Here is a 24,760-nt window from a genome sequence, read left to right as displayed (position 1 = left end):
TACATTGCCACGGAACGTAATCGCTGCAGGTACAAGGCAAGGGTATGGTCGATCAAAACATGCAATGGGTACCGGGTTGGTCTGAACAGGGGCCGGAGCCGGGTGACCTGTTACTGGCGTTTGCCGGTAACAGCATTCTCAAACCCGGTGACGGCTGGTTTCTGACCTGGGGCGGCCCCGAAATGGGTGACAGCCGGCCGGAAGCCCTGATGCTTGGCACCGTCGGCGGCCGAAGGCTATATGTGACGGCATTGCCCGACACCGGCCTGCCCGGGCTGGAAACCCTGAGCCTGCGCGAGGCCATGTTGCATACGCCTGATGCCCCCTCCGAACTGCTCAGTACCGGTTTCCAGGTGTGGCAGTGGTGGCAGGACCATCGCTATTGCGGACGCTGTGGCGAGCGCACGGGGCCGCATCCCCGGGAGCGCGCCCGTTGGTGTGGCCGGTGTAACATTCCCTGGTACCCCAGGATTGCCCCTTGCATCATTACTGTGATTCGCCGGGATGACCGTTTTCTGCTGGCCCGGTCGGCCCGGGTAACCCGAAATTTCTTCAGCCTGATTGCCGGGTTTGTGGAGCCGGGCGAGAGCCTGGAGCAGGCCGTGGCCCGGGAAGTGATGGAAGAAACCGGCCTGGAAGTGACCAATATCCGCTACCAGGCTTCCCAGCACTGGCCATTTCCCCATCAGCTGATGGTGGGCTTCCTGGCAGACTATAAAAGTGGCGAGCTGAAGCTGCAGGAAGACGAGCTGGCCGAAGCAGGCTGGTTCACGCCGGAGGAGCATCCGCCGATCCCGCCGGAAACCACCATTGCCGGCCGCCTGATCAGTGCCATGAAAAAGGAAATCGCCGGTGGGTCGGGTAACTGATCATGGCTGATGCACGTCCCAGGGTATTGGTGTTCGATTCCGGCGTGGGTGGCCTGAGTGTGGCGTCCTGCATTCATCAGGCCTTGCCGGGGGCCGAGCTTGTTTACCTGGCTGACAACGCCGGCTTCCCTTATGGCGATAAACCGGAGCAGGTGGTGATCGAGCGCAGCTGTGGCCTGATCATGGAGTGCCTGGCCCGGTGGTGCTGCGATGTCATTGTGATTGCCTGTAACACCGCCAGTACCGTGGCCTTGCCCAGCCTGCGGTCCAGAACGGACATTCCGGTGGTGGGGGTGGTGCCGGCAGTGAAGCCCGCCGCCGCCTGCAGTGAAAACCGGCGCATCGGCTTGCTGGCTACCCCGGCTACGGTGCGGCGACCTTACCTGGACGACCTGGTGCGCGAGTTTGCGGTGGATTGCCAGGTGGTTCGGTTGGGGCATCCGGGCCTGGTGCTCTGGGCCGAAGCCCTGGTGTCTGGTGCCGAGCCGCCTCAACAGGAGCTGGACCGGGCTATGCAACCGCTGCGGGAAGCGGGGGTTGATACCGTGGTGCTGGGCTGCACCCATTACCCGCTGTTGCTGCCCTGGTTACGCAAAAGCCTGCCGGGCGTACGCTATTGGGTAGAGTCTGGTGAAGCGATTGCCCGAAGGGTGGCCTACTGGCTGGAGGAAGCCGGGCGTTTGCCAGAGGCGGAAACACCCAGGGAGGCAGGGCTGCCGGTTGTCCGGGAAGCCTGCTTTACCGGCGAGGTAGCGCCACAGATGGACCTGTTCCTGGCTGAGATGGGAATTCCGGTGGGGCAGGTGACTGGCCACTGGTCCGGCGTTACAGCAGCCGGGTCAGTTTGAACATGGCCAGGAATTCCAGTGCCGGAATTGCCCGCTTGTGGCAGCAGTAGGTTTTGAAGTCATCACCGCGGAAGCGTGACTTGGTGAACTCCAGCCCCTTGAAGTTATAAAGGAAGTTTCCTTTCTCGTAGACGCCGTGCAGCAGCGATTTCAGCAGCCGGCTTTCCTGGTGCTCGGTGGTTTTATCCAGCGATAGCGGAATCAGTCCCAGATCCAGGTAGGGCACGCCTTCTTCTTTGAACACGTCCATGGCATGGGCCATCAGGGTGTAAAAAATGCCCTGGCGGAAATCGGCGTTGGCCCGGGAAATATTGGGCACATAGCTGATGATTTCGTTGTTGCGATACACCGGGTCAAAGTAGATAAAGCCCACCGCCTTGTCGTCCTGGTAGGCGTAGAAGTGGCGCTCGTTCTCTCGGTACTCCATTTCCATCGGCCGGATCAGGAAACGGATTTCATTACTTTTGCACTTGCGGGTACGAATCCAGGCCTCGGAAATTTCCCGAGTGTGGTCGTCACTGAACCGCTCTTTAACGGTAATGCCGCTCTTCTCGGCCTGGTTGAGAGCGGTACGCAGAATTTGCTTCTTCTTGCCGCTCAGGCTCCATTTATGGAGGTCGATCCGGGATTCGCTGCCAAACTGGGTGCCGTAGAGGCCAAAGCGCAGGTGCAGGAAATCCACCACCGGCTTGGATACCTGGATGTAGCAGGCATTTGGGAATTTCTGGTGAAAGCGTTCCAGGATGGCAGGGAAGTGTTCGGGCGCGCTGACCGGGTCAGACAAAACAAAGGTGCCGCCCCATTTGCGCATGTAGGCAATGTAGCCCATGCCGGGCACGTCAAAGTATTGCATGCCCGGTTGCAGGGTAGAGAACGACTGGGTGTGGGCTCCGTACCTTTTCAGGTAGTTAACCCGCTCGGAGAAGGAGAACTGGCCATCGGCCAGGTCCCTGACGCTGTCGAGTGCGAGAATCTGATCGGTCATGGTGAAGCTCCCGTTATCCGGTTGTTATTGTTTTGGTCGGCGGGCAGGGGTCAGGCCTGCTTTTGCCCGAGAATCGACCAGTAACAGTCCATGTTGAGAAGCTTGAACTTTTTCTTTTCTGTTACCTGCAGGCCCAGGCGCTGCATGTGTTCGGGATAGTTGTAGATTTTGTGAAAAGCGTTGTTGGCAAACAGCCAGAAGGTGAACACCGCCATATACCAGTACATTTTCTTGAACAGGCGGGAAAGCAGGTTTCCTGTGGGGTAGCAGAAGTCACCGACAACCACTTTGGCATCGGCCTTGCCCAGCCGGATCAGGTGTTCCAGTACTTTGACCATCATGTCTTCGTCAAACACATTCAGGAAAAAGTTGGCCACCACCATGTCGTATTGCTCGAATTCATCCACCTTCATGATGTCACTGTGGATGCGGCGAATGGTCAGGTTTGGCGCCTCGCTGTGCTGGGCTTCGGCAAACTTGCGCAGCATGGTTTCGGACAGGTCGACCACGGTCACGTCGGCGCCCAGCTCGGCGGCGCGAATGGCATCGCGGCCATGGCCAACGCCGGCAAACAGGATGCGGTCGCCGGGTTTCACGGTTTCCACGTCCAGCATGGCGGTTTTGCAGCGGTGGATGTTCTTTCCGCTGTAGAGGTTGCTCAGAAAGTCGTAAACAGGGCCGATGTATTTATATTTGTCGCGCATATCACTGCAGCCTTCGTTCTTGTTCCCTGGGCCGTCACCGTTTTTATGGTTTTTGATCCGGCGTAAGCCGGTGCGGTGATCGGTTGTGATGGATCGAGCTTAGAGAAGGCTGTGGTCGAAATATGTGCAGTAGGCCGCATTTCCGGATACACAAAGTAACGCTCTGCAACGCTTTGCAAACTGCGTCAATATTTATAATAAGAGTGTCAGACAATCAATAATTGAAGTGTGAATTCTGGAATAGAGCCGTGTGCCGGCAGGGTGCAGCTGCCCTGATAATGTGCAGTCTGGTTCGTCATTTTATTGTCGGTCCGGGTTGTGTAAGTTTGCAGTCTGTCACCACCCTGTCACCTGTGGTGTGCAAGAATTGAGCGATATCGTTTTCGTGGCCCGCATTATGCAGGTACCGGTTTGCTGGCATCGTTGCCGGCTACGTGAAGATCAGAGAAGGAGTTCTACCATGACAAAACGGCAGGTCAGCGGCGGTGAAGCGTCGTCAAGGGTGCTGGAGCAGTTACGCGGAAAAAGAGTGCTGATTACCGGAACAACCGGTTTTCTCGGCAAGGTGGTACTGGAAAAGCTGATCCGGGCGGTTCCGGATATCGGTGGTATCTATCTGCTTATCCGCGGCAACAAGCGTCATCCGGATGCCCGCAGCCGCTTTCTGAACGAAATCGCCACATCCTCGGTGTTCGATCGCCTCCGCGAGGCAGATACCGAAGCATTCGATGCTTTCCTTGAAGATCGAATTCACTGTGTAACCGGTGAGGTCACCGAGCCCGGCTTTGGTCTGGGAGAGCCGGCCTGCCGCAAACTGGCCATGGAGCTGGATGCGGTCATCAACTCCGCAGCCAGTGTGAATTTCCGGGAAGAACTCGATAAGGCGCTGACCATCAACACCCTGTGCCTGGAAAACATCGCACAGCTGGCCCGCATGAATCCTGCCCTGGCGGTGTTGCAGGTATCCACCTGCTATGTGAATGGCATGAACTCCGGGCAGGTGGCCGAGGCGGTGATCAAGCCGGCAGGCGAGGCTATCCCGCAATCGCCCGAAGGTTATTACGAGATTGAAGACCTGGTGCGACTGCTGCACGACAAGATCGAGGATGTCCGCTCCCGTTACACCGGCAAAGCGCTGGAAAAGAAACTGGTGGAGCTGGGCATTCGCGAGGCCAACCGCTATGGCTGGAGCGACACCTATACCTTCACCAAGTGGCTGGGCGAGCAGCTGTTGATGAAAGCACTGCAGGGGCGGAGCCTGACCATCGTGCGGCCTTCGATTATCGAAAGTGCGCTGGAGGAACCGTCGCCCGGCTGGATTGAAGGGGTCAAGGTGGCTGATGCCATCATCCTGGCCTATGCCCGCGAAAAGGTCACCCTGTTCCCCGGCAAGCGCTCCGGCATTATTGATGTTATACCGGTCGACCTGGTGGCCAACGCCATCATTATGGGGCTGGCAGAAGCCCTGGCCGAGCCGGGTGAACAGCACATCTACCAGTGCTGCAGTGGCGGTTCCAACCCGGTTACCCTGGGCCAGTTTATCGATCACCTGATGGAAGAATCGAAAACCAACTATGCCGCCTATGACCACCTGTTCTACCGCCAGCCGAGCAAGCCCTTTGTCGCCGTAAACCGGGGCCTGTTTGACCTGGTGGTGAGCGGCGTTCGCCTGCCTCTGAGCATCACAGACCGGGTGCTGAAACTGCTGGGCAACTCCCGTGACCTGAAATGGCTGCGCAACCTGGATACTACCCAGTCCCTGGCGACCATCTTCGGTTTCTATACCGCCCCGGATTATGTGTTCCGCAACGACCGTCTGCAGGACCTTGCCGAGCGGATGGGGCAGACCGACAAAGCCCTGTTTCCGGTTGATCCCAAGGCGATTGACTGGCAGCACTACCTGCGCAAGATCCACCTTGCCGGCCTGAACCGCTATGCGCTGAAAGAGCGCAAGGTCTACAGCCTGAAATCTTCCCGCCAGCGTAAAAAAGCGGCCTGAGCCGCTACCTCACCGGGCCCGGCCAGGCACCTGTCCTGGCCCGGATTACTGCCTTATGAGAATGCCATTTGGACGTTAGTCTAATTCATTGTGTAGTGGCACACATGTTGAACTACGGGTATCTGTCTTAAGAAGGACTGATAAAGTCCCACCACCCTGAATTTTGAAAACCCATAATGACAACAGACTCTTAATAGGGGGAGCACAATGACTGATAAACAGGTATATCCGGTGAGTCCGGAAGTGGCCGATCGCGCACTGGTTACCCGCGAACAGTACGAAGCCATGTATCGCCAGTCGGTAGAAGACCCGAACACCTTCTGGGGCGAGCACGGCAAGCGCCTGGACTGGATCAAGCCCTACAGCAAGGTCAAGAACAGCACCTACGACTACAACAACCTGTCCATCAAGTGGTTTGAAGACGGCGTGCTGAACGCCTCTGCCAACTGCCTGGACCGTCACCTGAAAGACCGCGCAGACCAGACCGCCATTATTTTCGAAGGCGATGATCCCTCGGTTTCCCGCAACGTCACCTACCGCGAACTGCACGAAGAAACCTGTAAGTTTGCCAACGTACTGAAAGATCAGGGCGTCAAGAAGGGTGATGTCGTCACCATCTACATGCCGATGATTGTTGAAACTGCCGTTGCCATGCTGGCCTGTGCCCGTATCGGTGCCATCCACTCGGTGGTGTTTGGTGGTTTCTCTCCGGAAGCACTGGGAGCCCGCGTTGTTAACGGCAAATCCCGCTTTGTGATCACTGCCGACGAAGGCCTGCGTGGCGGCCGTGCCATACCGCTGAAGAAAAACGTGGATGCCGCCCTCAAGCATGAGGAAGACGCCAAGGTTGAACGCGTGATTGTGGTCACCCGCACCGGCAACGACCAGGTGCCCTGGACCGAAGGCCGCGATGCCCGCTACGAAGACCTGATGAAAAACGCCTCGGCCGAGTGCGAGCCGGAGCCGATGAACGCGGAAGACCCGCTGTTCATGCTGTACACCTCCGGTTCTACCGGCGCCCCGAAAGGCGTTCTGCACACCACCGGTGGTTACATGGTGTATGCCTCCATGACCCACCAGTACGTGTTCGATTATCACGATGGTGACGTGTACTGGTGTACCGCTGACTTCGGTTGGGTAACCGGCCACAGCTACATCCTGTACGGCCCGCTGGCCAATGGCGCCATCACCCTGCTGTTTGAAGGTGTGCCCAACTATCCGGACAGCTCCCGCATGGGGCAGGTAGTGGACAAGCACCAGGTCAACATCCTGTACACCGCACCGACCGCTATCCGTGCCCTGATGGCCGAAGGCGAGTCCTGCATGAGCGGCACCAAGCGTGACAGCCTGAAGCTGCTGGGTTCTGTGGGTGAGCCGATCAACCCGGAAGCCTGGGAGTGGTACCACCGGGTTATCGGTAACAGCAAGTGCCCGATTGTGGACACCTGGTGGCAGACCGAGACCGGCGGCATCCTGATTTCCCCGCTGCCGGGCGCAGTAGACCTGAAGCCGGGCTCCGCTACCCTGCCGTTCTTTGGCGTACAGCCGGCGCTGGTGGATAACGAAGGTAACATCCTGGAAGGCAAGACCGAGGGCAACCTGGTCATCATGGACAGCTGGCCGGGCCAGATGCGCACCATCTACGGTGACCATGAGCGCTTCATCCAGACTTACTTCAGCACCTACAAGGGCATGTACTTCACCGGTGACGGTGCCCGTCGCGACGAAGACGGTTACTACTGGATTACTGGCCGTGTGGACGACGTACTGAACGTATCCGGTCACCGCCTGGGTACTGCCGAAGTCGAAAGCGCGCTGGTTGCCCACGAAAAAGTGGCCGAGGCCGCTGTGGTAGGCTATCCGCACGAGATCAAGGGTCAGGGCATCTACGTGTACGTAACCCTGGTTCAGGGCGAAGAGCCGTCTGATGAACTGAAGAAAGAATTGGTGCAGTGGGTGCGCAAGGAAATCGGCCCGATTGCCTCTCCGGACGTGATCCAGTGGGCGCCTGGACTGCCCAAGACAAGATCGGGCAAGATTATGCGCCGGATTTTGCGTAAGATTGCCGCTAACGAGCACGATCAGTTGGGTGATACTTCTACCCTGGCTGATCCGGGCGTAGTGGATGAGCTGATCGACAGCCGGGCGTTCAGGTAACGCCGGCCCTCGACAGCCCTTAACCTGAGAGGAATCTGTTGAATGACACAAACAATTATCGTCGCTGATGATCACCCGTTGTTTCGGGCAGCATTGAAACAGGCGGTCAATCAGGCGGTGCCGGATGCCGAGACCGTAGAGGTCGACAGCATCAAGGCCCTGCAGGCGGCGGTAGAGTCGCACCCGGATGCCGATCTGATCCTGCTGGATCTGAATATGCCGGGTGCCCACGGCTTCTCGGGTCTGGTGTTCATGCGTGGCCAGTACCCGGGCTTGCCGGTGGTGGTTGTGTCAGGATCGGAAGACTTGCAGGTTATGCGCCGTTCGGTGGACTACGGTGCCTCCGGGTTCATTCCCAAGAGTGCACCGCTGCCAACCATTACCGAGGCCATTCAGGCGGTTCTGGAAGGTGATGTCTGGCTGCCGGAAGGCGTAGCGGACAAGATCGAACGCATGCAGGCTGAGACCACGGACTTCTCGGAGCGCCTGGCGTCACTGACGCCGCAGCAGTTCCGGGTGCTGGGTATGCTGGCCGAGGGGCTTCTGAACAAACAGATCGCCTATGATCTGGATGTTTCCGAGGCGACCATCAAGGCGCATATCACAGCGGTGTTCCGCAAGCTTGGGGTTCGTAACCGGACCCAGGCGGTGATTGCCATTCAGCAGATGGAGCTGGATCCTTCGGAGCAGTCGCTTTCGGGGGGCTGAGGTTTTAGCTTTTAAGTTTGTTTCAGAACGGGAGCCTTTGGGCTCCCGTTTTGTTTTGGGGCCCTTGAGTTTGGGTGCTGTGCTGCTGTTGGGGCATACCATTGGTTGCCAGGCGCTCCGGTGCCAGACAAAGGCTCCAAAGCACTAGCTCCCCGCATACCCAAGCTCCTTATTAACGAGGTTGAACAGCTCCCCTCCCTGGTGCCACCGGTCAAAGTTCTCCAGGAACTGATCGGTCAGCGCCCGCTTCCAGCCGATGAAATCGCCCGCCATGTGCGCCGTCATAATCACATTCTCCCGCTCCCACAGCGGATGATCAGACGGCAACGGCTCTTCCTCGAATACATCCAGCGCCGCCCCGGCAATCTCGCCTTCATCCAGCGCCTTCACCAGATCCCCGGTTTTCACAATCGGCCCACGGCCAATGTTGATCAGGCGGGCGGATTTTTTCATCACCGCAAAGGCCCTGGTATCAAACAGCCCCTCGGTCTGGGGCGTCAGCGGTGCCGCAATCACCACAAAATCCGCGTGCCGGAGCTGGTCATAAAGTTCGTCATTGCCGTGCACCGCTTCAAAATCCGGGTCTGTCTTTCGGGGAGTGCGGGCAATGCCGTGGGGGTGCATGCCGATGGCCTTCACCAGCCGGCCGATCTGCCGGCCGATGGAGCCCGCGCCCACCACCAGCACCTGCTTGCCTTCTGCCCGCTCGGTATCCCGGTGCTGCCACTGGTGCTGGTCCTGCAGGCGGATGGAGCGGGGAAAGTCCTTGGCGAACATCAGAATGCTGCACAATACATATTCGGCAATGGTGCGGTCGAAAATACCCCGAGCGTTGGTGACGATAACGTCGCTCTGGATCAGGGCAGGGAACATCAGGGCATCTACCCCGGCACTGGTGGCGTGGATCCATTGCAGGCGGTCTGCGGCGGGCCAGGCGGCTTCCAGTGCTTCGGTGCGGAAGTCGGTCACCATCATTACGTCTGTGCCGGGCAGGGTGTCCCGCAGGGTTTGTTCGTCCCAGGCAAAGCGTACTTCGGCCCGTGCCTTGACGGCTTCGATGCCGGCCGGGGCATCTTCGCCCGGGGCGGTCAGAACGGTGATAACCGGTTGGCGGGATTCGGTCATTTCAACTCCGGAGATTTCTGAAGGCGTTTAATCGTCTTTTTATAGTCTGGTAGCGCGGCCGGCCGGGGTCAATGTTGGCGGTTTCCTTGTACCTCTGATTTTTCGTGACTACGCTGCAATCAGGCCTTTATTTCCTGATGCGTGGAGGTGCATATGGCAGACCCGGTAAACAAGGACACAGGTGAGTCCAAGCCGCGGAAAATGAAGTACCGTAAGGCGAAGGCCAGCTGGAATCCGGCCATGCAGGCCATCCCGGTATCCGGCATTCGCCGCCTTGTGAATATGGCAGCCACCATGAAGGATGTAATCCATCTTTCCATCGGCCAGCCGGACCTGCCAACGCCGAAACACATTATCGACGCCTATGTGGATGCCCTGAATGCAGGCCAGACCGGTTACACCATGGACGCCGGCCTGCCGGAGTTGCTGGTAGCGCTGCGGGACTATTATGGCAAACGATATAACCGCAAACTCACCCGCGATAACATCCTGGTGACCAGCGGCGCCACCGAGGCCATGTACCTGGCCATTTCCGCCACGTCGGCCCCGGGGCGGCAGTTCATCGTGACGGACCCGTCGTTCCTGCTATACGCGCCACTGATCCGCATGACCGGGGGCGAGGTGAAGTTCATACCCACCCGGGCAGAGAACGACCACCAGCTGGACCCGGACGAAGTGATCCGGGCCATGGGCTCGCGCACCTTCGCGCTTATCCTGAACAACCCGAACAACCCCACCGGCGCGGTTTACCCCCGCAGTACCGTGGAGACCATCCTGGAAGAATGTGCCTACCGGGGCATCCAGGTGTACGCCGACGAGGTGTACGACCACATGCTGTTTGATGACGATGACTTTGCCAGTGTGCTCAACTGCTCCATGGACCTGGACAACATCATGTGCATCAGCAGCTTCTCCAAAACCTACAGCATGGCGGGGCTGCGGGTAGGCTGGGTGATTTCCAGCCAGGCCGCTATCAAGTCCCTGCGCCGGTATCACATGTTCACCACGTCGGTGGCCAACACACCCGCCCAGTTTGCCGGGGTGGCCGCACTGAACGGCGACCAGCAATGCGTAAAGGATATGGTGGATATATACCGGGAGCGGCGGGACAAGATTGTGGACCTGATCGACCAGACGCCATACCTCACCGGCTACAAGCCCGGCGGCGCCTTCTATGCCTTCCCGAACCTGCCGCCCCATGTGGACGGCTCTGATGTAGCCTTGCGGATGCTCAAGGAAACCGGCGTTTGTGCCGTGCCCGGGGATGCCTTTGGCGAAAGCTGCACCAACGCCTTGCGCTTCAGCTTCTCCACTCCCTGTGAGCGGCTGGATGAAGCCTTCGACCGGATCATCCCCTGGATGGCCAAGCAACAGTTCTGATACCGGAGTTTAAGTTGTCAGTGCCCCGGAGATACCGCACTATAGTGGCATTTCCGAGGAGACTGACTTATGACGGACGTATTGAAACCTTTCCTGAGACTGGCTGCGCTGTTTGCCGTGGTGCTGGCCAGCGGCTGTGCCAGCTTTTCCCCGTATTCCATTTCCGAAGGTGAAATCGAAGGCCACCTGAAAAATGCCGTGGCCAAGTACGACCGTGAGCAGCTGAACAGCGGCTCGCCGCTCAGCCTGAGCCTGAGTGATGCGGATATTACCCTGGGGCCGGACGGTCGCGATGTGGCGGTGATCGACCTGAAAGGGCAGGTGGCCCTGAATGCGTTGATGACCAGACTGCCGGTGGATCTGGCCCTGAAAGTGGAAGGCGCCCCGGTCTACGACAGTCAGGAAAAAGCCGTGTATATCCGCCGGCTGCAGTTGCTGGAAAGCTCCGTGGATTCACCCTTCTTCAAGGGCGACCTGGCGCCGGTTACCGATACCGTGATGCGGGTGGTGGCCCAGATGCTGGAAACCATGCCGGTGTATCGGCTGGATGAAACCGATACCGCCCAGCGCATGTTCGGCCTGGTGCCCATGGATATCCGGGTAGCCCCGGGTCGGCTGGAGTTTGTAATGGCGGAGTAACCTGCCTCGATTGCTGACCGGCATCCATAAAAAACGCCAGGTGGTTTCCCGCCTGGCGTTTTTCGTTGTTGCCGGTTTAAGGATCAGGCGGTGGCTTTAAGGGCTTCCTCGAAGATTCCGCACGCCTCGTCAATCTGCTGTTCGTTGACGATCAGCGGCGGCAGCCAGCGTACGATTTCCTGGTAGGGGCCGCAGCGCAGCATCAGCAGGCCCCGCTTCTCGCATTCCTTGAGAATCTTGCCGGCCCGCTCGCCGTCCGGGCATTCGCCCCGGCGCATTTCCACCCCGATCATCAGGCCCTTGCCACGCACATCGGCCATGTCCGGGTAGTCTTTCTTCAGGTTATGCAGGTTGTCCCACAGGCGTTTGCCCATGCGGTCGGCGTTCTGCACCAGGCCTTCTTCCTGGATCACCTCGATGGTTGCGATGGCCGCGGCTGCAGCCACTGCGTTACCGCCGTAGGTGCCGCCCTGGGAGCCGGGCCAGCCCTTGGCCATGGTTTCCTCAGACGCCGCCAGCGCGGAAATCGGGAAGCCGCTGGCCAGCCCCTTGGCAATCATGATGGCATCCGGCGTTACCCCGAAGTGCTCGTGGGCCCAGAACTTGCCGCTGCGGCCGAAGCCGGCCTGAACTTCATCGAATACCAGCATGATGCCGTGCTTGTCGCAGCGTTCCCGCAGCCCCTGCATAAAGCGGGCATTGGCGGGCACGTAGCCACCTTCCCCCTGAACCGGCTCGATCAGCATGGCAGCGGTTTCTTTCGGGGCGGAATAGGTGACAAAGATGCGGTCCAGTTCTTTCAGGCAGAAATCGGTGGCTTCGTCTTCACTCCAGCCGTAGTGGAAGGCGTGGGGGAAGGGGGAAACCACGACACCACCCATCATCGGGCTGACCCCGGCCCGAAGGCCGACGCTGGAGGTGGTCATGGACAGCGAGCCCATGGTGCGGCCATGGAACCCGCCATGGAACACAATGATGTTGGGCCGGCCGGTTACCTGCCGCACCAGCCGGATAGCCCCCTCGGCCACTTCGGTGCCGGCGTTGGAGAAGAAGAAGGCATTGAGCGGGTCTGGCGTGAGCGCACCGAGTTTTTCCGCCAGCTCCGGCAACCGGGGATTCATCACCGTGGTGGCCTGGGCGTGAATCATGGTGGCCACCTGTTTCTGGGCGGCCTCCACCACTTTCGGGTGGCAATGGCCGGTACTGGTTACCCCGATACCCGAGGTGAAATCCAGGTAGCGACGGCCGTCTGTATCAACAATGTAGGCGCCTTCGCCCTTGGCGGCGGTGATGCCGGTAGCCTGCTTGAGCAGGGGAGAAAGTTTGCCTTTGTGGTCGGTCATGGATACCTCCCGAAGTGAATGGAACAGCTCTCTATTGCAGCCTAGTCACGGGGCCAGCCGTTTACAAATAGCGTCGCCGATTTCACGGGTGGCGCGCCGGTCTCCGCCGTGTTTGGCCAGGTCTGCCGCCACCGCATCGAACAGTTCTTTGCCGGCCTGGGCCAGGGTCGGGTCTTTACGGCCCAGCCAGTCGAGCATGCGGGCGGTGGTGAACAGCATGGCGGTGGGGTCGGCAATGCCCTGGCCGGCGATATCCGGGGCGCTGCCGTGGGTAGGCTCGAACATCGACGGCATGTCCGGGTCTGTGGGGTTCAGGTTGCAGGAGGGGGCCACTCCCATGCCGCCGGAGATCACTGCGGCCAGGTCAGTCAGGATGTCGCCCTGCAGGTTGCTGGCCACCACCACGTCAAAGGCCCACGGGCTGGATACAAACTTCATGCAGGCGGCATCCACCAGCTCGTGGTGGGTGGCCACATCCGGGTATTCCCGGGCGATGTCCTCGAACACCTCGGTGTACATGTCGCCCCAGTAACGCAGGGCATTGCGCTTGGTTATCAGGCACACCTGGCTTTCACAGGTGGAACCGTCGCACCGGTGGAAGCTGCGGGTGCGGCCGTCCTGAACGCGCTCGGCGGCGCGCTGGCGGGCCTGCTCGAAACCGTAGCGGATAATCCGCTCGGTGGCCCGGCGGGTGAATACTTCCATCTGGGTCGCCACTTCATCCGGCGTGCCCTGGCGCAGGCGGCCACCCTGGCTGACATACTCGCCTTCACTGTTTTCGCGGATCACCAGCATGTCGATGTCCCTGGCACGGTCATCTTTCAGGTACTGGCGGGCGCCGGGCAGTAACCGGGCCGGGCGTTCGCACACCCACTGGTCAAAGCCTTTGCGCATCTCCAGCAGGGGTGCAAGGGACACGCTGTCCGAAAGCAGGTAGCGGTTGGTATCATCGATTGGCCCGGGGTCTCCCAGCGCGCCCAGCAGAATGGCGTCGTAGGCTTTCAGTTGCTGCAGGGCATCCTTCGGCCAGCTTTCGCCATATTCCTCATGCCAGGCGTGTGAGGGCCAGGGAAACCGTGTCCACTCCAGGGCCAGGTCGTGCTTTGCACGCAGGGTTTCCAGGCAGCGGACGGCTTCTGCCACCACTTCCGGGCCAATGCCGTCACCGGGGGTAACGGCGATGCGAGCGGTCTGGGCCATTCCCGAACCTCCTTCATGCTTTGCTGTAGGGTGTGATGCAACACCGTCAGTGTAGTTCCCGGCAGGTCAGATGCCAGTGGCAAAGCCGTGTTTCCGGATTTGCTGTTTTACCCCTGCAGACTTGCTGGCTATAGTGGCAGGTAATTGATTTCTGGAACGGCTTACTCAGCCGGATTGTGGCTGAGGGGGTGGAAGTTCCCGAAGAGTATTACTGGCTGCGATCTCAGGGCATTGTGCTGTATCAGGGCTATCTGTTCGCCCGGCCCGGATTCGAGTGCCTGCCGGAGCCGGTGTTCCCCGATTGATCATGTTTTAACAGGATGCCCACGTGCTGTATCGGATAATTACCCTGATTGGCGGCCTGGTGTTTGTGGCCGCATTGTTTGCCCTGGTGTGGTTCTTCTGCAAGAAGTTCCTGGAGCACCACGATGTAACCGACCAGACCTCTGACCGGGCCATGGTGCTGGCCACCTGGACCTTTGCCGGCATTGCCATCGGGCTGGTGTTTGCCGTGGTAGGTGCCTTTGTACTGGGCCCCTGGGCTTTCTATCGCACCTTGCGGGGCCATGGTGTGAACATTTCCGATGGCGCTGCCATCTGGTGGGGGTTCGGGATTGTGGCGGTGTCTCTGGGCATTACCGCCACCGGCTTCTTCGGTTTCCTGATGCTGGTGGGGGCTTACTGATTCCCCGACAGGCTCCGCAGTAGATCCCGGAACCACACCAGTGCAGGCTCTCCTTCATAGGCCTTGTGCCAGTACAGGTGCACGTCTAACGACGGCAGCTGTGCCGGCGGGCTCATCACCTGAATATCGGAACGCTCGGCGATAATCCGGGCGTAGGTTTCCGGCATGGTCAGCAGCAGGTCTGAATTTTCCACCACCCGGCAGGCGGCATAGTAATGCTGGCACCGCAGGCGGATATTGCGTTGAACGCCACGGCGTGACAGCTCGAAATCCTCAATGCCCGGCCCCTCGGTTCGGGACGACACCAGCACGTGTTTCGCCTCCAGATAGGCGTCCATATCCAGCCCCCTTGTCACCACCGGGTGCCCTTCTCGGGCCAGCACCACCAGCCTGTCCTGCCTCAGCAATTCATGGCTGGTGTGGTTGCTCACCGGCAGCAGCACATCAATGGCAAAGTCCAGCTTGCCGGCTGCCAGCTGGGTTTCCATATCCCGCCGCGGAATTCGCTGGCTGACGATTTCCATTTCCGGGTAAGGCTCCAGCCGGTTCATCAGCTGGGGCAGGAAGGTGGACTCCAGCACATCCCGCAAACCGAGCGAGTAGGTTTTACGCTGGGTGGCCGGGTCAAAGGCGTGGAACTGGTTCACCGCACTCTGGACCTGGTTCAGCCCCGGGCGCATGGACTCCAGAAACCGCCGGGCCAGCGGCGTGGGCACCATCTGGTTGCCCTGGCGGGTAAACAGCGGATCGTTGAAGTGATCCCGCAACCGGGCCAGGGAATGGCTGATGGCGGGCTGGGTCAGGTGCAGGGCCTTGGCGGCACGGGTCAGGCTGCCTTCCCGGTAGATGGTGTCGAAAACGTGCAGCAGGTTCAGGTCCAGTCGATTGAGGGCCATGTGGGAATCCGTTATCTGAATTAGTGGTGCTAATGATAAATGATAAGAACAATTCAGTCGCGTAATAGCATATGGGCTCCTAGACTGTTCGCCATCTGACTGAAAGTGCGCCCCCAACGGGGCAGGCAAGCGCGAGGAGCTGCACCATGGATTTCAACATTTCCGAGAAAGGCCAGGATTACCTCAACCGCGTGAAAAAATTCATGCGTGACGAGATCTATCCCATCGAAGAGCAGTACCACAAGGAGCTTGCCTCTCGGGACAACCGCTGGGTAGTGCTGCCGGTCATCAAAGAACTGAAGGAGAAAGCCAAGGCCCAGGGCCTGTGGAACATGTTCTTCCCGGACGACAAATACGGCTGTGGCCTGCTGAACTCCGACTACGCTCTGATTGCCGAAGAAACCGGCCGCAGCTTCATCGCCCCGGAAATTTTCAACTGCAACGCGCCGGACACCGGCAACATGGAAGTGCTGATCCACTATGGCTCTGAAGAACAGAAAGCCGAGTGGCTGCCGAAACTGCTGAGTGGCGAAATCCGCTCCGCCTTCTGCATGACCGAACCGGCCGTGGCCTCATCAGACGCCACCAACATGGAAGCCACCGCCACCGTTGAAGGCGACGAAGTCGTGCTCAACGGCCGCAAATGGTGGAGCACCGGCATCGGCCATCCGGACTGCAAAGTTGGCATCTTCATGGGCGTAACCGACCCGGACGCCCAGAAACATCGCCGTCACTCCATGGTGCTGGTGCCGCTCGACACCCCGGGCATCACCGTTGAGCGCATGCTGCCGGTCTTCGGCGCCTACGACGAGCCCTATGGCCACGGCCAGGTACTGTTCGACAACGTACGCCTGCCCAAAAGCGCCATCATCGCCGGCCCCGGCCGCGGCTTCGAAATCGCCCAGGGCCGCCTTGGCCCGGGCCGCGTACACCACTGCATGCGCGCCATCGGCGCTGCTGAACGCACTCTGGAGATCATGATCAAACGCGCCATGACCCGCGAAGCCTTCGGCCGCCCGATCGCCAAACTGGGTGGCAACCCGGACATCATCGCCAATGCCCGAATGAACATCGAACAAGCTCGGCTTCTAACCCTGAAATGCGCCTGGGCGCTGGACACCAAGGGCATCATGGGCGCCTTGCAGGAAGTCTCCATGATCAAGGCAGTGGTGCCGAAGATGCTGCAGCAGATTGTGGATGAGGCGATTCAGATTCACGGCGGTGCCGGTGTCAGCGACGATGATTTCCCGCTGACAGCGTTATTCGGTTACGCTCGGGTTCTGCGGTTGGCCGACGGTCCCGACGAAGTGCATCGGGCCATGGTGGCTCGCCTGGAGCTTCGGAAGTATAAGTCCTGATTTTGGGCTTGGGTGCTTTGGCTCTTCTGGCCTCTTGGCTCGGAGTGGGTGGCCGTTGGGGTGGCGCTTCTGAAAAGCGCTCCTTCGGCACGTCCATGTGGCGCTTGTGTTCCGCCATCCATGGCTCCACAAATTTTCAGAAGCGCCACCCCAACGGCCACATCCAACTTTTGGGGGGGACTTCCCTGAACAAATGCTGGTGGTTTTGCCAAGGTGGATCTCGAATGGGTTACCGAGCGGTGCGCCAAAGAATTTTCTTCTTTTGAACAGCATACTGGAGAGTATGGGAGTTGGTGCCAGAGGGCCCTTTCCAAAAATTTCGGAGGCCATGGATGGCCGGAGAGAAGCGCACATGGATGTGCTTGTAGCGGTTTTTGGAAAGGGCCCTCTGGCACCAACTCTTTCTCATAAGCATAAAGAACGCGAACTCCAAAATACAAAACGAACTCAAACGTAGAAACGGTGAGCACGAACATGACACAGAGGGTATTCATAACCGGCGGGGCCAGTGGCCTGGGCCGGGCGATTGCATTGCGGTACGCCAAAGAGGGCGCGAAAGTCTGCATCGGGGACATCAACCCGGAACAGGGTGTAGCCGTTGAAGCGGAGCTGAACAACGCCGGTGGCGAAGGCTACTTTGTTGAGTGTGATGTACGCCGCCTGAGCGACTTCGAGAAAGTCCGTGATGACCTGGTACAGAAATGGGGTGGTGTGGACGTTGTCGTCAACAACGCCGGCGTTGCCTCCGCAGGCTCCATTGAAGACACCACCATGGCAGACTGGGAATGGATCCTCGACATCAACGTACTGGGCGTAGTGCGTGGCTGCAAAGCCTTCACGCCACTGTTCAAGAAACAAGGCTCCGGCGCGTTTGTGAACGTAGCCTCCATGGCCGGCCTCATGCTTGCTCCCTTGATGGACAGCTACAATGTGTCTAAAGCCGGCGTGATTGCCCTTTCGGAAACCCTTAGCCAGGAACTACGGGATGCCGGTATTCACGTCAGCTGCGTGTGCCCGGCGTTTTTCCAGACCAATCTGACCAGCACCATGCGCTCGGACATTCCCGGTATCCAGCAGAACGTGAACAAGCTGATGAAGCGCTCCAGCATTACCGCCGAAGACGTGGCCGAGGATATTTTCCGCAGTGTGAAAGACAAGGATTTCTGGGTTCTGCCCCACGCCAAGGAGCGCCGTATGTGGGTGCTCAAGCGCCATGCGCCCTGGGCGTTTGACTGGTTGATGCACCAGGAAACCAAGCGCTGGATGAGCAAGATGGGTGGCAAGGCGAACGCCTGAACACATCACAGGAGAAATTGAATGACACAGATCGACCAGGCCGTAGACATCCGCGAAGGCGAGGAGCTGGATGTTGGTGCTGTTGACCGGTTCATGAAGCAGGCCATTCCGGGCCTGGAAGGCCAGCCGAGTATCAAGCAGTACCCGGGCGGTGCGTCCAACCTGACCTATCAGGTGGATTACGGCGACCAGTCCTACGTGCTGCGCCGGCCGCCGTTCGGCAAGATTGCCAAGTCTGCCCACGACATGCTGCGGGAAGCTCGCGTAATGGAGGCCTTGAAGCCGGCGTATCCCTACGTGCCCAATATTGTCGCCATCTGCGACGATCACAGCGTTCTGGGCTGTGATTTCTACGTGATGGAACGGCTCAAGGGCATCATTCTGCGCCAGGATTTCCCCAAGGATTTCGAGCTGAGCGCTGAAGACACCCGCAAGCTGTGCCTGAACGTGATCGACAAGCTGGTAGACCTGCATACCGTGGATGCCAGGGCCGCAGGCCTGGACAAGCTGGGTAAGGGCGCCGGTTACGTGCAGCGGCAGATTGGCGGCTGGAGCGATCGGTTCCGGAAGGCTCGTACGGAAGACGTGGGTGACTTTGAAGAAGTGATGGCCTGGCTCAATGACAAGATGCCGGACGACATTGCCCAGGTGGTGATCCACAACGACTACCGTTTCGACAACGTGGTACTGAATCCGGACAACCCGTTTGAAGTGATCGGCGTGCTGGACTGGGAAATGGCCACGATTGGTGATCCGCTGATGGATCTGGGCAACAGCCTGGCCTACTGGATTGAAGCGGACGATGAAGGCCCGTTCCAGATGCTTCGGCGCCAGCCCACCCACCGCCCTGGCATGCTGACCCGGAAGGAAGTGGTGGACTACTACATGGAGAAGTCCGGATTTCGTGCTGAAAAGTTCGATTTTTACGAAATCTATGGCCTGTTCAGGCTGGCGGTGATCATCCAGCAAATTTATTACCGCTTCTACCACGGCCAGACCAAGGACAAGCGCTTTGCTGCCTTCGGCCATGCCGCCAACTACCTGGAAAAGCGCTGCCAGCGGCTGATCAGCGAGAGCACCCTGTAATGGCCACCATCTATCTGGTACGCCATGGCCAGGCCAGTTTTGGCAAGGAAAACTACGATCAGTTGTCTCCCCGCGGCTGGGAGCAGGGCAAGATTCTGGGCCGTTGGCTGGCGGACAAGGTGGAGCCCGGCGCCATCTTTGGCGGCAACCTGCAGCGCCATCGTGAAACCGTGGAAGCCATCGCCACCGGCTATGGCTCGGCCTTGCCGGGGATGCAGGTGCTCGAGGGCCTGAACGAATTCGATCACCTGCAAGTGGTGGAGCGCCTGCGCCCGGAGTGGGCCGATAAACAGGTAATGGCGCGGGATCTGGCCAGCTTTCCCAAGCCAGCCAAAGCTTTCCAGCAAGCGTTCGAAAAAGCCGTGGCCCGCTGGGTCAGTGGCGAGTACGACCACGAATACGCCGAAACCTGGATCGGTTTCCGGCAGCGGGTCGGTGCAGCGCTGGATGAGTTGATCGAGCTGGCCGGCGGTGCTGATGTGATCGTCTCCACCTCCGGCGGCCCCATTGCTGTGATTGCCCAGCACCTGCTGGAGCTTTCAGACCGCAAGGCGCTGGAGATGAACAATGTAATCGCCAACACCAGCGTGTCCCGCATTCTGTATTCCGGCCCCCGGCGCAGCCTGGCCGTATTCAACAACTACAGCCACCTGGAAGCGGAGAACCCTTCCCTGGTGACATTCCGATAATTCTTTACCCGAAAACCAAGAGGGAACCCCATGAGCAACCTGAACCTGTTTGATCTGAGCGGCAAAGTCGCCCTGGTAACCGGTGCCAGTCGCGGCATTGGCGAGAGCATTGCCCGCACCCTGGCTCATTACGGCGCCCATGTGATTGTCAGCAGCCGCAAGATTGACGGTTGCGAAGCGGTGGCCAGCAGCATCCGGGAAGACGGCGGCAGCGCCGAAGCCTTCGCTTGCCACATTGGTGAGATGGACCAGATTGAAGCGGTGTGGGAACACATTGCCAAAGAGCACGGCAAGCTGGATATCCTGGTCAACAACGCTGCCGCTAACCCGTACTTTGGGCCGGTGGAAGATACCGATTTAGGTGCCTTCAACAAAACCGTAGACGTGAACATCCGCGGCTACTTCTTCATGTGTGCCCGTGGCGCTCAGATGATGAAGAAGAACGGAGGCGGTTCTATTGTGAACGTGGCGTCGGTTAACGGTGTGAACCCCGGCCACTTCCAGGGCATCTACTCGGTAACCAAGGCGGCGGTGATTTCCATGACCAAGTCCTTCGCCATGGAACTAGGCCAGCAGAATGTGCGGGTGAATGCCCTGCTGCCGGGCCTGACCGACACCAAGTTCGCCAGCGCGCTGACCACCAATGAGGCCATCAAGAAACAGGCCATGGCCCACATCCCGATGAAGCGGGTAGCGGACCCGGACGAAATGGCCGGCACTGTGCTGTACCTGGTGTCCAATGCGTCCAGTTACACCACCGGCGCCTGCATTAACGCGGACGGTGGTTACCTGACCGTTTAACGATTGCAGCGTAGCCAAACAAAAAGCCCGGATGACGGAAAATCATCCGGGCTTTTTGTTTGGCTGAATGAAAATTCAGCTACAAATGAGGGTGGTGAAGTCGCCGTTCAATTCGCCGGCCTTGGCCAGCAGATGTTCCTGGTGCCGGCTGCTGCCTGCCTGCAGCAGGTTATGCATCAGCTCTGCCATGGCTTGCTGGCTCTCATCCAGCATTGCCTGGTACTCAGGCCCCCGGGCTGTCTCCGAGTTCACCACCAGCTCCCGGATATTGGCACTGAAGCCGGGTTGGTTCCGGGTTTCCAGCGTGGCCAGAAGGGCTTTTTGCCAGTTCTCCCGACCTTGCAGCCAGATTTCGGTTTGCCGGCCCCGGTCGGCAGACCAGGCCTCAACCAACGCCTGCTGCTGCGAATTCAGTGAACCCAGCCAGCGTTCCAGCCGCTCGCTGGTTCTTTCAGCCCGGGCCCTGGCTGTTTCCTGCTCGGTGCCAGCCAGCATTTCGTCTTCCAGTTCCCGCTGATCACGGGCCATGTTCCGGGCCAGCTCCTGAACCTGGTCATCTGACAGGGTTTTCAGCAGGTTGACTGCGACCGGCACGGCCCGGTCGAGCAAGTCCGGGATAAAGGCAGTGAGCTGCTGGCGGTGGTAGTGAATAGTATCGACATCGGGCGTGCCGCGGGCCAGGTCGGCTTCCAGTTCATCCAGCCAGAGGGTATAGCGGGGAAGCTCCGCGGAGCAGTGCCACTGGCGCAGGGCATCAAGGTCCCGGTTCAGGGTGGCTTTTTGTTCACCGGTCAGGTCGACGTAGTCTTCCACCCACCAGACCACACCCCAGTCGGCATAACGGTAGGCCAGTTTGGTTGAGCTGCACCCGGCAAGTATCAGCATCAGGACTGCGAGGCCGAGGAAGCCAGGGCGTTTGCTGAGCCTTCGATGATCCATCATGAAAGTCTCTCGGTAATAAGCCGTATGGAAAAATGTTGCATGCTTACTAAGATGCAAGCCTTACCTATACAATACGCCATCGCCGGCGGAACAGATGCCGGCAGACCCGATGGAATCCTGGAGTTGGAATGTCAAAGTTTACTGTAGCCCGTGCGCGCCAGTTTATCTTCTCGCTTTATATGTCCTGCATCATGTCGCTGATGATCTCGGGCATTATCACCCTGATCAACACAGGAATGTCGGACGGGTTCTTGTCCCGGTGGATCGGCGCCTGGCTGGTGGCCTGGGCGATCGCCTTTCCGTTGGTGATTTTTATTGCGCCGCTGGCGGGCAAGATGGCCGATGCCACCGTTGCGAGGCTATCAGGCCCGAAATAACTTTCGGGCCTATTGAATAGAGGTGCTGGCGGAATCTGCCCGGGACACGGCGGTACCGGTAGGCGGCCGGTAGTGCAGGGAGTGCAGAACCCGGTCGAGTACGGCCCGGCCGTTCCAGGCCGGAGAATTATTGACCATACCAACGATTGCCCAGGTGGTGTTGTTTTCATCGCGGGCAAAGCCTGCAATGGAGCGCACGTCTGCCAGGGTGCCGGTTTTGATGCGCCCTTCACCATCCATTCCCGTGTTTCGTAACCGCCTGGCCATGGTTCCGTCCATGGCAATGATCGGTAGCGAGGCCATCAGGTCAGAGGCATACCGGCTTTCCCAGGCATGCTGCAGAATTCGGGCACCCTGCCGGGCGGTGATGCGGCCATGGCGGGTCAGGCCGGAGCCGTTGTCGATCACCATGCCAGCGGTGTTGATGCCTTTCTGCTCGAGCCAGTCATAAATGGCCCGGATACCGGCTACCCGGTCATCGTTGTCCGAGTCTTGCCGCACTTCTGCGCCAATGGCCAGAAGCATCTGCCGGGCCATTACGTTGCTGCTCCACTTGTTGATGTCCCGCACCATGGTTACCAGGTCGGGCGAGGTGGTTCGCATGACCAGCCGCAGGTCTTCCGGAGTTTGTTCAAAACGGTCGCCGCCGCTCACGATAATGCCCATTTCTGACAGTACCGTGCGAATGGTCGAGGCCGCGTAGTGATCGTGGGGTAGCAGTGACATATAGGTAGTGGTGCGGCAACCCTGAGGCAGTTCGCCGGTCACCTGCACGGTCACTCGCTGGTCGTCATGAAACACCGGTTGCCATTTGAAGTCCCGACGGGATGGGCAGGGGCCTTCCGGCACGGCGGTTACCCGGTTGTCGATGGTGACTTCGCCAAGGTTGGGGGTGGTCCAGGCCTGGGTGCCACGCTCGTCTGCCCGTACCTGGAAATGCAGCAGGTTCAGGTTGGTGAGGTAGGCCGAGGGCTCCACCAGGAAAGGCGCGTACGGGTTGTTGCCATTATCTTCAAAATGCGGGAAGCCGCCATCAACCTGAAAGTAACTGCCGTCCAGCACCAGGTCGCCGCTGATGCGGTTTATTCCCATGTCTTTGAGTTCCCTGAGCGTGCCCCACAGCCGCTCCAGGGTCAGCTTCGGGTCGCCGCCGAAGCGCACATAAAGGTTACCTTCCAGGGTATCGCCCACCATCTGGCCGTCGGTCAGAAAATCGGTATTCCAGTGGTGATTGGGGCCAAGCAGTTCCAGGGCGGCGTAGGTGGTTACCAGCTTCATGATGGAGCCGGGGTTCATCAGCTGGTCAGCGTTTACATACTGGTCGATGCCCGGGCCGTTCAGGGGCACGGCGGCAACGCTCAGGCCTTGCTCGTTGTTCAGGGATTTGGAGGCGTAGTCACGGATCTCGGAAGCCCACAGCCCGGAACTGGAGAAGCTTCTGGCCGCCTCTTCCTGGCTTTGGGCCAGTGCCGGCGCGCTGAGTGAGAAGGCTGTAGCCGCAGCAATCAACAGACGGCTGGATTTTGAAAATCTCCAGAGTGAGCATGCATTCACCCTTGAACCTTGCAGTCGCATGGCCTGAGTCCCTTGTTAGCTTCTTTTCCTACCATAGCCCATCTTACGGGTTTGCACTATGCAAAAAAGTGATACATGACGTTAAAAAATGACAGTAGCCACGTTGTTTCTATTGATGTTTTGTTTCAATTTTCCGCTGGGCTTTGTGAATCAGTGAGTTACTGTGACCCCGGGTTTGTGGCCCTGCAGCCAATGGTGAGTGCAGAATATGTGGGACAATGCCTGAAATACTCAACAACAAAGGGAAACATCCATGTTTCGAGCCCTCAAGCATCAAATTAACGTGCTGGAATCTGTGGCCACCTCTTCGTTCTCGGCCTGGCGCGGGTGTCTTGTGGTCAAGGCCGTGCCGCAACCGGAAAAGCCGCTGATCCTCTTTGATATTGAAGCCTGCCCGTTCTGCCGCAAGGTGAGGGAAGCATTGACTGCCTTGCACCTGGATGCAGAGATTCGCCCGTGCCCGAAAGGCGGCCGGATTTTCCGGGCGGAAGCCGAGGCCATTGGCGGCAAAAAGCAGTTTCCGTTGCTGGTGGACCAGAACACCGGTGAAACCCTGTATGAGTCAGACGCGATCGTGGAGTACCTGTTCCGCCAGTACGCCAATCGTCCTGTGCCTGGTTATTACAAAGGCAAATCCTGGCAAACCGCCCTTGGCGCGGCAGGCTCTGCCGCCAGTGAGTTGAGGGGCATGCGGGCGAGGCCTGCCAAGCGCCCGGCCCAGACGCTGCATTTGTGGAGTTTTGAGGGCAGTCCCTTCTCCCGTTTGGTTCGAGAACGCCTGTGCGAATTCGAAATTCCCTACACTCTGCATAACCTGGGCAAAGAGCATTGGACCGAAATCGGCCCGGCCGTTCAGCGCATCAAGCCCGGCCCCTATGAGCCCGAGGCTGGCGGCAAGCGTGATGCGTTCTTTCAGGCGCACGGTCGGGTACAGGTGCCGTACCTGGAAGACCCCAACACCGGCCAGAAGCTGTTTGAATCTGCCCGTATCCTGGCCTACCTGGAAAAAGAATACGCCATGTGACGCGCAGGCTGCTCCGGGTATGGCAATCGTGCACGGAGCAGGTATCATCGGCGCCGGTAACCTGACAGCCGATT

Annotated in this window: 24 protein-coding genes; 16 read left to right on the top strand and 8 right to left on the bottom strand. The window is 59.0% G+C overall.

Annotated elements, in window-relative coordinates:
- Window positions 1-44 precede the first annotated feature (44 nt).
- Entirely contained in the window at window positions 45-869 is an 825-nt protein-coding gene (gene nudC / locus AQ621_RS03465) for an NAD(+) diphosphatase (RefSeq protein WP_022988862.1), read from the top strand.
- Window positions 870-871: 2 nt separating this feature from the next.
- Complete coding sequence (gene murI, locus AQ621_RS03460) at window positions 872-1,717, top strand: glutamate racemase (protein WP_058340277.1); 846 nt, start codon at window positions 872-874, stop codon at window positions 1,715-1,717.
- Here murI and AQ621_RS03455 read toward each other — a convergent pair.
- Window positions 1,695-2,702: a DUF2156 domain-containing protein gene (locus tag AQ621_RS03455; RefSeq protein WP_058340276.1), complete on the bottom strand. Its 1,008-nt coding sequence runs from the start codon at window positions 2,700-2,702 to the stop codon at window positions 1,695-1,697. The genes murI and AQ621_RS03455 overlap by 23 nt on opposite strands.
- 50 nt (window positions 2,703-2,752) lie before the next feature.
- Window positions 2,753-3,406: a class I SAM-dependent methyltransferase gene (locus tag AQ621_RS03450; RefSeq protein ID WP_058340275.1), complete on the bottom strand. Its 654-nt coding sequence runs from the start codon at window positions 3,404-3,406 to the stop codon at window positions 2,753-2,755.
- A 460-nt stretch (window positions 3,407-3,866) separates the two neighbouring features.
- On the opposite strand from AQ621_RS03450, the gene AQ621_RS03445 reads away from it, so the two are divergent.
- The 3 genes from AQ621_RS03445 (at window position 3,867) to AQ621_RS03435 (ending at window position 8,270) form a co-directional block, all read left to right on the top strand.
- Window positions 3,867-5,405, top strand: coding sequence for a fatty acyl-CoA reductase (locus tag AQ621_RS03445; RefSeq protein WP_058340274.1), 1,539 nt, complete (start codon window positions 3,867-3,869; stop codon window positions 5,403-5,405).
- A 207-nt stretch (window positions 5,406-5,612) separates the two neighbouring features.
- Complete coding sequence (acs, locus tag AQ621_RS03440) at window positions 5,613-7,562, top strand: acetate--CoA ligase (protein WP_058340273.1); 1,950 nt, start codon at window positions 5,613-5,615, stop codon at window positions 7,560-7,562.
- Window positions 7,563-7,604: 42 nt separating this feature from the next.
- A complete protein-coding gene (locus AQ621_RS03435; RefSeq protein WP_022988856.1) occupies window positions 7,605-8,270 on the top strand; it encodes a LuxR C-terminal-related transcriptional regulator in 666 nt (221 codons plus the stop codon).
- 144 nt (window positions 8,271-8,414) lie between these two features.
- On the opposite strand, the gene AQ621_RS03430 is transcribed toward AQ621_RS03435, so the two are convergent.
- Window positions 8,415-9,395 (bottom strand): D-2-hydroxyacid dehydrogenase, encoded by a 981-nt coding sequence (locus tag AQ621_RS03430; protein WP_058340272.1) that lies wholly within the window; start codon window positions 9,393-9,395, stop codon window positions 8,415-8,417.
- 153 nt (window positions 9,396-9,548) lie between these two features.
- Between AQ621_RS03430 and AQ621_RS03425 the strand changes: the two genes are divergently transcribed.
- Window positions 9,549-10,775, top strand: coding sequence for a pyridoxal phosphate-dependent aminotransferase (locus tag AQ621_RS03425; RefSeq protein WP_022987986.1), 1,227 nt, complete (start codon window positions 9,549-9,551; stop codon window positions 10,773-10,775).
- Window positions 10,776-10,844: 69 nt separating this feature from the next.
- A complete protein-coding gene (locus AQ621_RS03420; RefSeq protein ID WP_058340271.1) occupies window positions 10,845-11,414 on the top strand; it encodes a YceB family lipoprotein in 570 nt (189 codons plus the stop codon).
- 83 nt (window positions 11,415-11,497) lie between these two features.
- Here AQ621_RS03420 and AQ621_RS03415 read toward each other — a convergent pair whose 3' ends face one another.
- Window positions 11,498-12,757 carry an aspartate aminotransferase family protein gene (locus tag AQ621_RS03415; protein ID WP_022988604.1) on the bottom strand — a complete coding sequence of 420 codons (1,260 nt, stop codon included), beginning with the start codon at window positions 12,755-12,757 and terminating at the stop codon, window positions 11,498-11,500.
- A gap of 45 nt (window positions 12,758-12,802) precedes the next feature.
- On the bottom strand, window positions 12,803-13,957 hold the full coding sequence (locus AQ621_RS03410; RefSeq protein WP_058340270.1) for an isocitrate/isopropylmalate dehydrogenase family protein: 1,155 nt from the start codon (window positions 13,955-13,957) through the stop codon (window positions 12,803-12,805).
- A gap of 143 nt (window positions 13,958-14,100) precedes the next feature.
- Between AQ621_RS03410 and AQ621_RS17225 the strand changes: the two genes are divergently transcribed.
- Window positions 14,101-14,262 (top strand): EAL domain-containing protein, encoded by a 162-nt coding sequence (locus AQ621_RS17225; protein WP_227508232.1) that lies wholly within the window; start codon window positions 14,101-14,103, stop codon window positions 14,260-14,262.
- A 23-nt stretch (window positions 14,263-14,285) separates the two neighbouring features.
- Window positions 14,286-14,642 carry a hypothetical protein gene (locus tag AQ621_RS03405; protein WP_058340269.1) on the top strand — a complete coding sequence of 119 codons (357 nt, stop codon included), beginning with the start codon at window positions 14,286-14,288 and terminating at the stop codon, window positions 14,640-14,642.
- Here AQ621_RS03405 and AQ621_RS03400 read toward each other — a convergent pair.
- Window positions 14,636-15,538 (bottom strand): LysR family transcriptional regulator, encoded by a 903-nt coding sequence (locus AQ621_RS03400; protein WP_058340268.1) that lies wholly within the window; start codon window positions 15,536-15,538, stop codon window positions 14,636-14,638. The two genes, AQ621_RS03405 and AQ621_RS03400, sit on opposite strands and share 7 nt — an antisense overlap.
- A gap of 146 nt (window positions 15,539-15,684) precedes the next feature.
- Here AQ621_RS03400 and AQ621_RS03395 point away from each other — a divergent pair, with 146 nt between their 5' ends.
- From AQ621_RS03395 to AQ621_RS03375, 5 genes are all read left to right on the top strand, one after another.
- Complete coding sequence (locus tag AQ621_RS03395; protein ID WP_058340267.1) at window positions 15,685-16,896, top strand: acyl-CoA dehydrogenase family protein; 1,212 nt, start codon at window positions 15,685-15,687, stop codon at window positions 16,894-16,896.
- Window positions 16,897-17,370: 474 nt separating this feature from the next.
- Window positions 17,371-18,192, top strand: coding sequence for an SDR family oxidoreductase (locus AQ621_RS03390; RefSeq protein WP_058340266.1), 822 nt, complete (start codon window positions 17,371-17,373; stop codon window positions 18,190-18,192).
- Between the two features lie 21 nt (window positions 18,193-18,213).
- Window positions 18,214-19,278, top strand: coding sequence for a phosphotransferase family protein (locus AQ621_RS03385; RefSeq protein WP_058340265.1), 1,065 nt, complete (start codon window positions 18,214-18,216; stop codon window positions 19,276-19,278).
- Complete coding sequence (locus AQ621_RS03380) at window positions 19,278-19,967, top strand: histidine phosphatase family protein (RefSeq protein WP_022988612.1); 690 nt, start codon at window positions 19,278-19,280, stop codon at window positions 19,965-19,967. Before AQ621_RS03385 ends, AQ621_RS03380 begins: the two co-directional genes overlap by 1 nt.
- 30 nt (window positions 19,968-19,997) lie before the next feature.
- Window positions 19,998-20,768, top strand: coding sequence for an SDR family oxidoreductase (locus AQ621_RS03375; RefSeq protein WP_022988613.1), 771 nt, complete (start codon window positions 19,998-20,000; stop codon window positions 20,766-20,768).
- Window positions 20,769-20,843: 75 nt separating this feature from the next.
- Here the strand turns inward: AQ621_RS03375 and AQ621_RS03370 are convergent, their stop codons facing one another.
- Entirely contained in the window at window positions 20,844-21,710 is an 867-nt protein-coding gene (locus AQ621_RS03370; protein ID WP_145840240.1) for a DUF6279 family lipoprotein, read from the bottom strand.
- A 128-nt stretch (window positions 21,711-21,838) separates the two neighbouring features.
- On the opposite strand from AQ621_RS03370, the gene AQ621_RS03365 reads away from it, so the two are divergent.
- Window positions 21,839-22,087 carry a DUF2798 domain-containing protein gene (locus tag AQ621_RS03365; protein WP_058340264.1) on the top strand — a complete coding sequence of 83 codons (249 nt, stop codon included), beginning with the start codon at window positions 21,839-21,841 and terminating at the stop codon, window positions 22,085-22,087.
- Window positions 22,088-22,096: 9 nt separating this feature from the next.
- Here AQ621_RS03365 and dacB read toward each other — a convergent pair whose 3' ends face one another.
- Entirely contained in the window at window positions 22,097-23,662 is a 1,566-nt protein-coding gene (gene dacB / locus AQ621_RS03360) for a D-alanyl-D-alanine carboxypeptidase/D-alanyl-D-alanine endopeptidase (protein ID WP_058340263.1), read from the bottom strand.
- Between the two features lie 253 nt (window positions 23,663-23,915).
- Between dacB and AQ621_RS03355 the strand changes: the two genes are divergently transcribed.
- A complete protein-coding gene (locus AQ621_RS03355) occupies window positions 23,916-24,686 on the top strand; it encodes a glutathione S-transferase N-terminal domain-containing protein (RefSeq protein ID WP_058340262.1) in 771 nt (256 codons plus the stop codon).
- The last annotated feature ends 74 nt before the right edge of the window (window positions 24,687-24,760 follow it).

This window comes from Marinobacter sp. P4B1 (assembly GCF_001447135.1).
Classification (GTDB): Bacteria; Pseudomonadota; Gammaproteobacteria; order Pseudomonadales; family Oleiphilaceae; genus Marinobacter; species Marinobacter vinifirmus.
This window is presented reverse-complemented; position numbering and strand designations above follow the sequence as displayed.

What these genes read in the sequence shown, in the direction of transcription:
- nudC (WP_022988862.1), top strand. Translation starts at nt 45, where the DNA reads ATGGTCGATCAAAACATGCAATGGGTACCGGGTTGGTCTGAACAGGGG.
- murI (WP_058340277.1), top strand. Translation starts at nt 872, where the DNA reads ATGGCTGATGCACGTCCCAGGGTATTGGTGTTCGATTCCGGCGTGGGT.
- AQ621_RS03455 (WP_058340276.1), bottom strand. Translation starts at nt 2,702, where the DNA reads ATGACCGATCAGATTCTCGCACTCGACAGCGTCAGGGACCTGGCCGAT.
- AQ621_RS03450 (WP_058340275.1), bottom strand. Translation starts at nt 3,406, where the DNA reads ATGCGCGACAAATATAAATACATCGGCCCTGTTTACGACTTTCTGAGC.
- AQ621_RS03445 (WP_058340274.1), top strand. Translation starts at nt 3,867, where the DNA reads ATGACAAAACGGCAGGTCAGCGGCGGTGAAGCGTCGTCAAGGGTGCTG.
- acs (WP_058340273.1), top strand. Translation starts at nt 5,613, where the DNA reads ATGACTGATAAACAGGTATATCCGGTGAGTCCGGAAGTGGCCGATCGC.
- AQ621_RS03435 (WP_022988856.1), top strand. Translation starts at nt 7,605, where the DNA reads ATGACACAAACAATTATCGTCGCTGATGATCACCCGTTGTTTCGGGCA.
- AQ621_RS03430 (WP_058340272.1), bottom strand. Translation starts at nt 9,395, where the DNA reads ATGACCGAATCCCGCCAACCGGTTATCACCGTTCTGACCGCCCCGGGC.
- AQ621_RS03425 (WP_022987986.1), top strand. Translation starts at nt 9,549, where the DNA reads ATGGCAGACCCGGTAAACAAGGACACAGGTGAGTCCAAGCCGCGGAAA.
- AQ621_RS03420 (WP_058340271.1), top strand. Translation starts at nt 10,845, where the DNA reads ATGACGGACGTATTGAAACCTTTCCTGAGACTGGCTGCGCTGTTTGCC.
- AQ621_RS03415 (WP_022988604.1), bottom strand. Translation starts at nt 12,757, where the DNA reads ATGACCGACCACAAAGGCAAACTTTCTCCCCTGCTCAAGCAGGCTACC.
- AQ621_RS03410 (WP_058340270.1), bottom strand. Translation starts at nt 13,957, where the DNA reads ATGGCCCAGACCGCTCGCATCGCCGTTACCCCCGGTGACGGCATTGGC.
- AQ621_RS03400 (WP_058340268.1), bottom strand. Translation starts at nt 15,538, where the DNA reads ATGGCCCTCAATCGACTGGACCTGAACCTGCTGCACGTTTTCGACACC.
- AQ621_RS03395 (WP_058340267.1), top strand. Translation starts at nt 15,685, where the DNA reads ATGGATTTCAACATTTCCGAGAAAGGCCAGGATTACCTCAACCGCGTG.
- AQ621_RS03390 (WP_058340266.1), top strand. Translation starts at nt 17,371, where the DNA reads ATGACACAGAGGGTATTCATAACCGGCGGGGCCAGTGGCCTGGGCCGG.
- AQ621_RS03385 (WP_058340265.1), top strand. Translation starts at nt 18,214, where the DNA reads ATGACACAGATCGACCAGGCCGTAGACATCCGCGAAGGCGAGGAGCTG.
- AQ621_RS03380 (WP_022988612.1), top strand. Translation starts at nt 19,278, where the DNA reads ATGGCCACCATCTATCTGGTACGCCATGGCCAGGCCAGTTTTGGCAAG.
- AQ621_RS03375 (WP_022988613.1), top strand. Translation starts at nt 19,998, where the DNA reads ATGAGCAACCTGAACCTGTTTGATCTGAGCGGCAAAGTCGCCCTGGTA.
- AQ621_RS03370 (WP_145840240.1), bottom strand. Translation starts at nt 21,710, where the DNA reads ATGATGGATCATCGAAGGCTCAGCAAACGCCCTGGCTTCCTCGGCCTC.
- AQ621_RS03365 (WP_058340264.1), top strand. Translation starts at nt 21,839, where the DNA reads ATGTCAAAGTTTACTGTAGCCCGTGCGCGCCAGTTTATCTTCTCGCTT.
- dacB (WP_058340263.1), bottom strand. Translation starts at nt 23,662, where the DNA reads ATGCGACTGCAAGGTTCAAGGGTGAATGCATGCTCACTCTGGAGATTT.
- AQ621_RS03355 (WP_058340262.1), top strand. Translation starts at nt 23,916, where the DNA reads ATGTTTCGAGCCCTCAAGCATCAAATTAACGTGCTGGAATCTGTGGCC.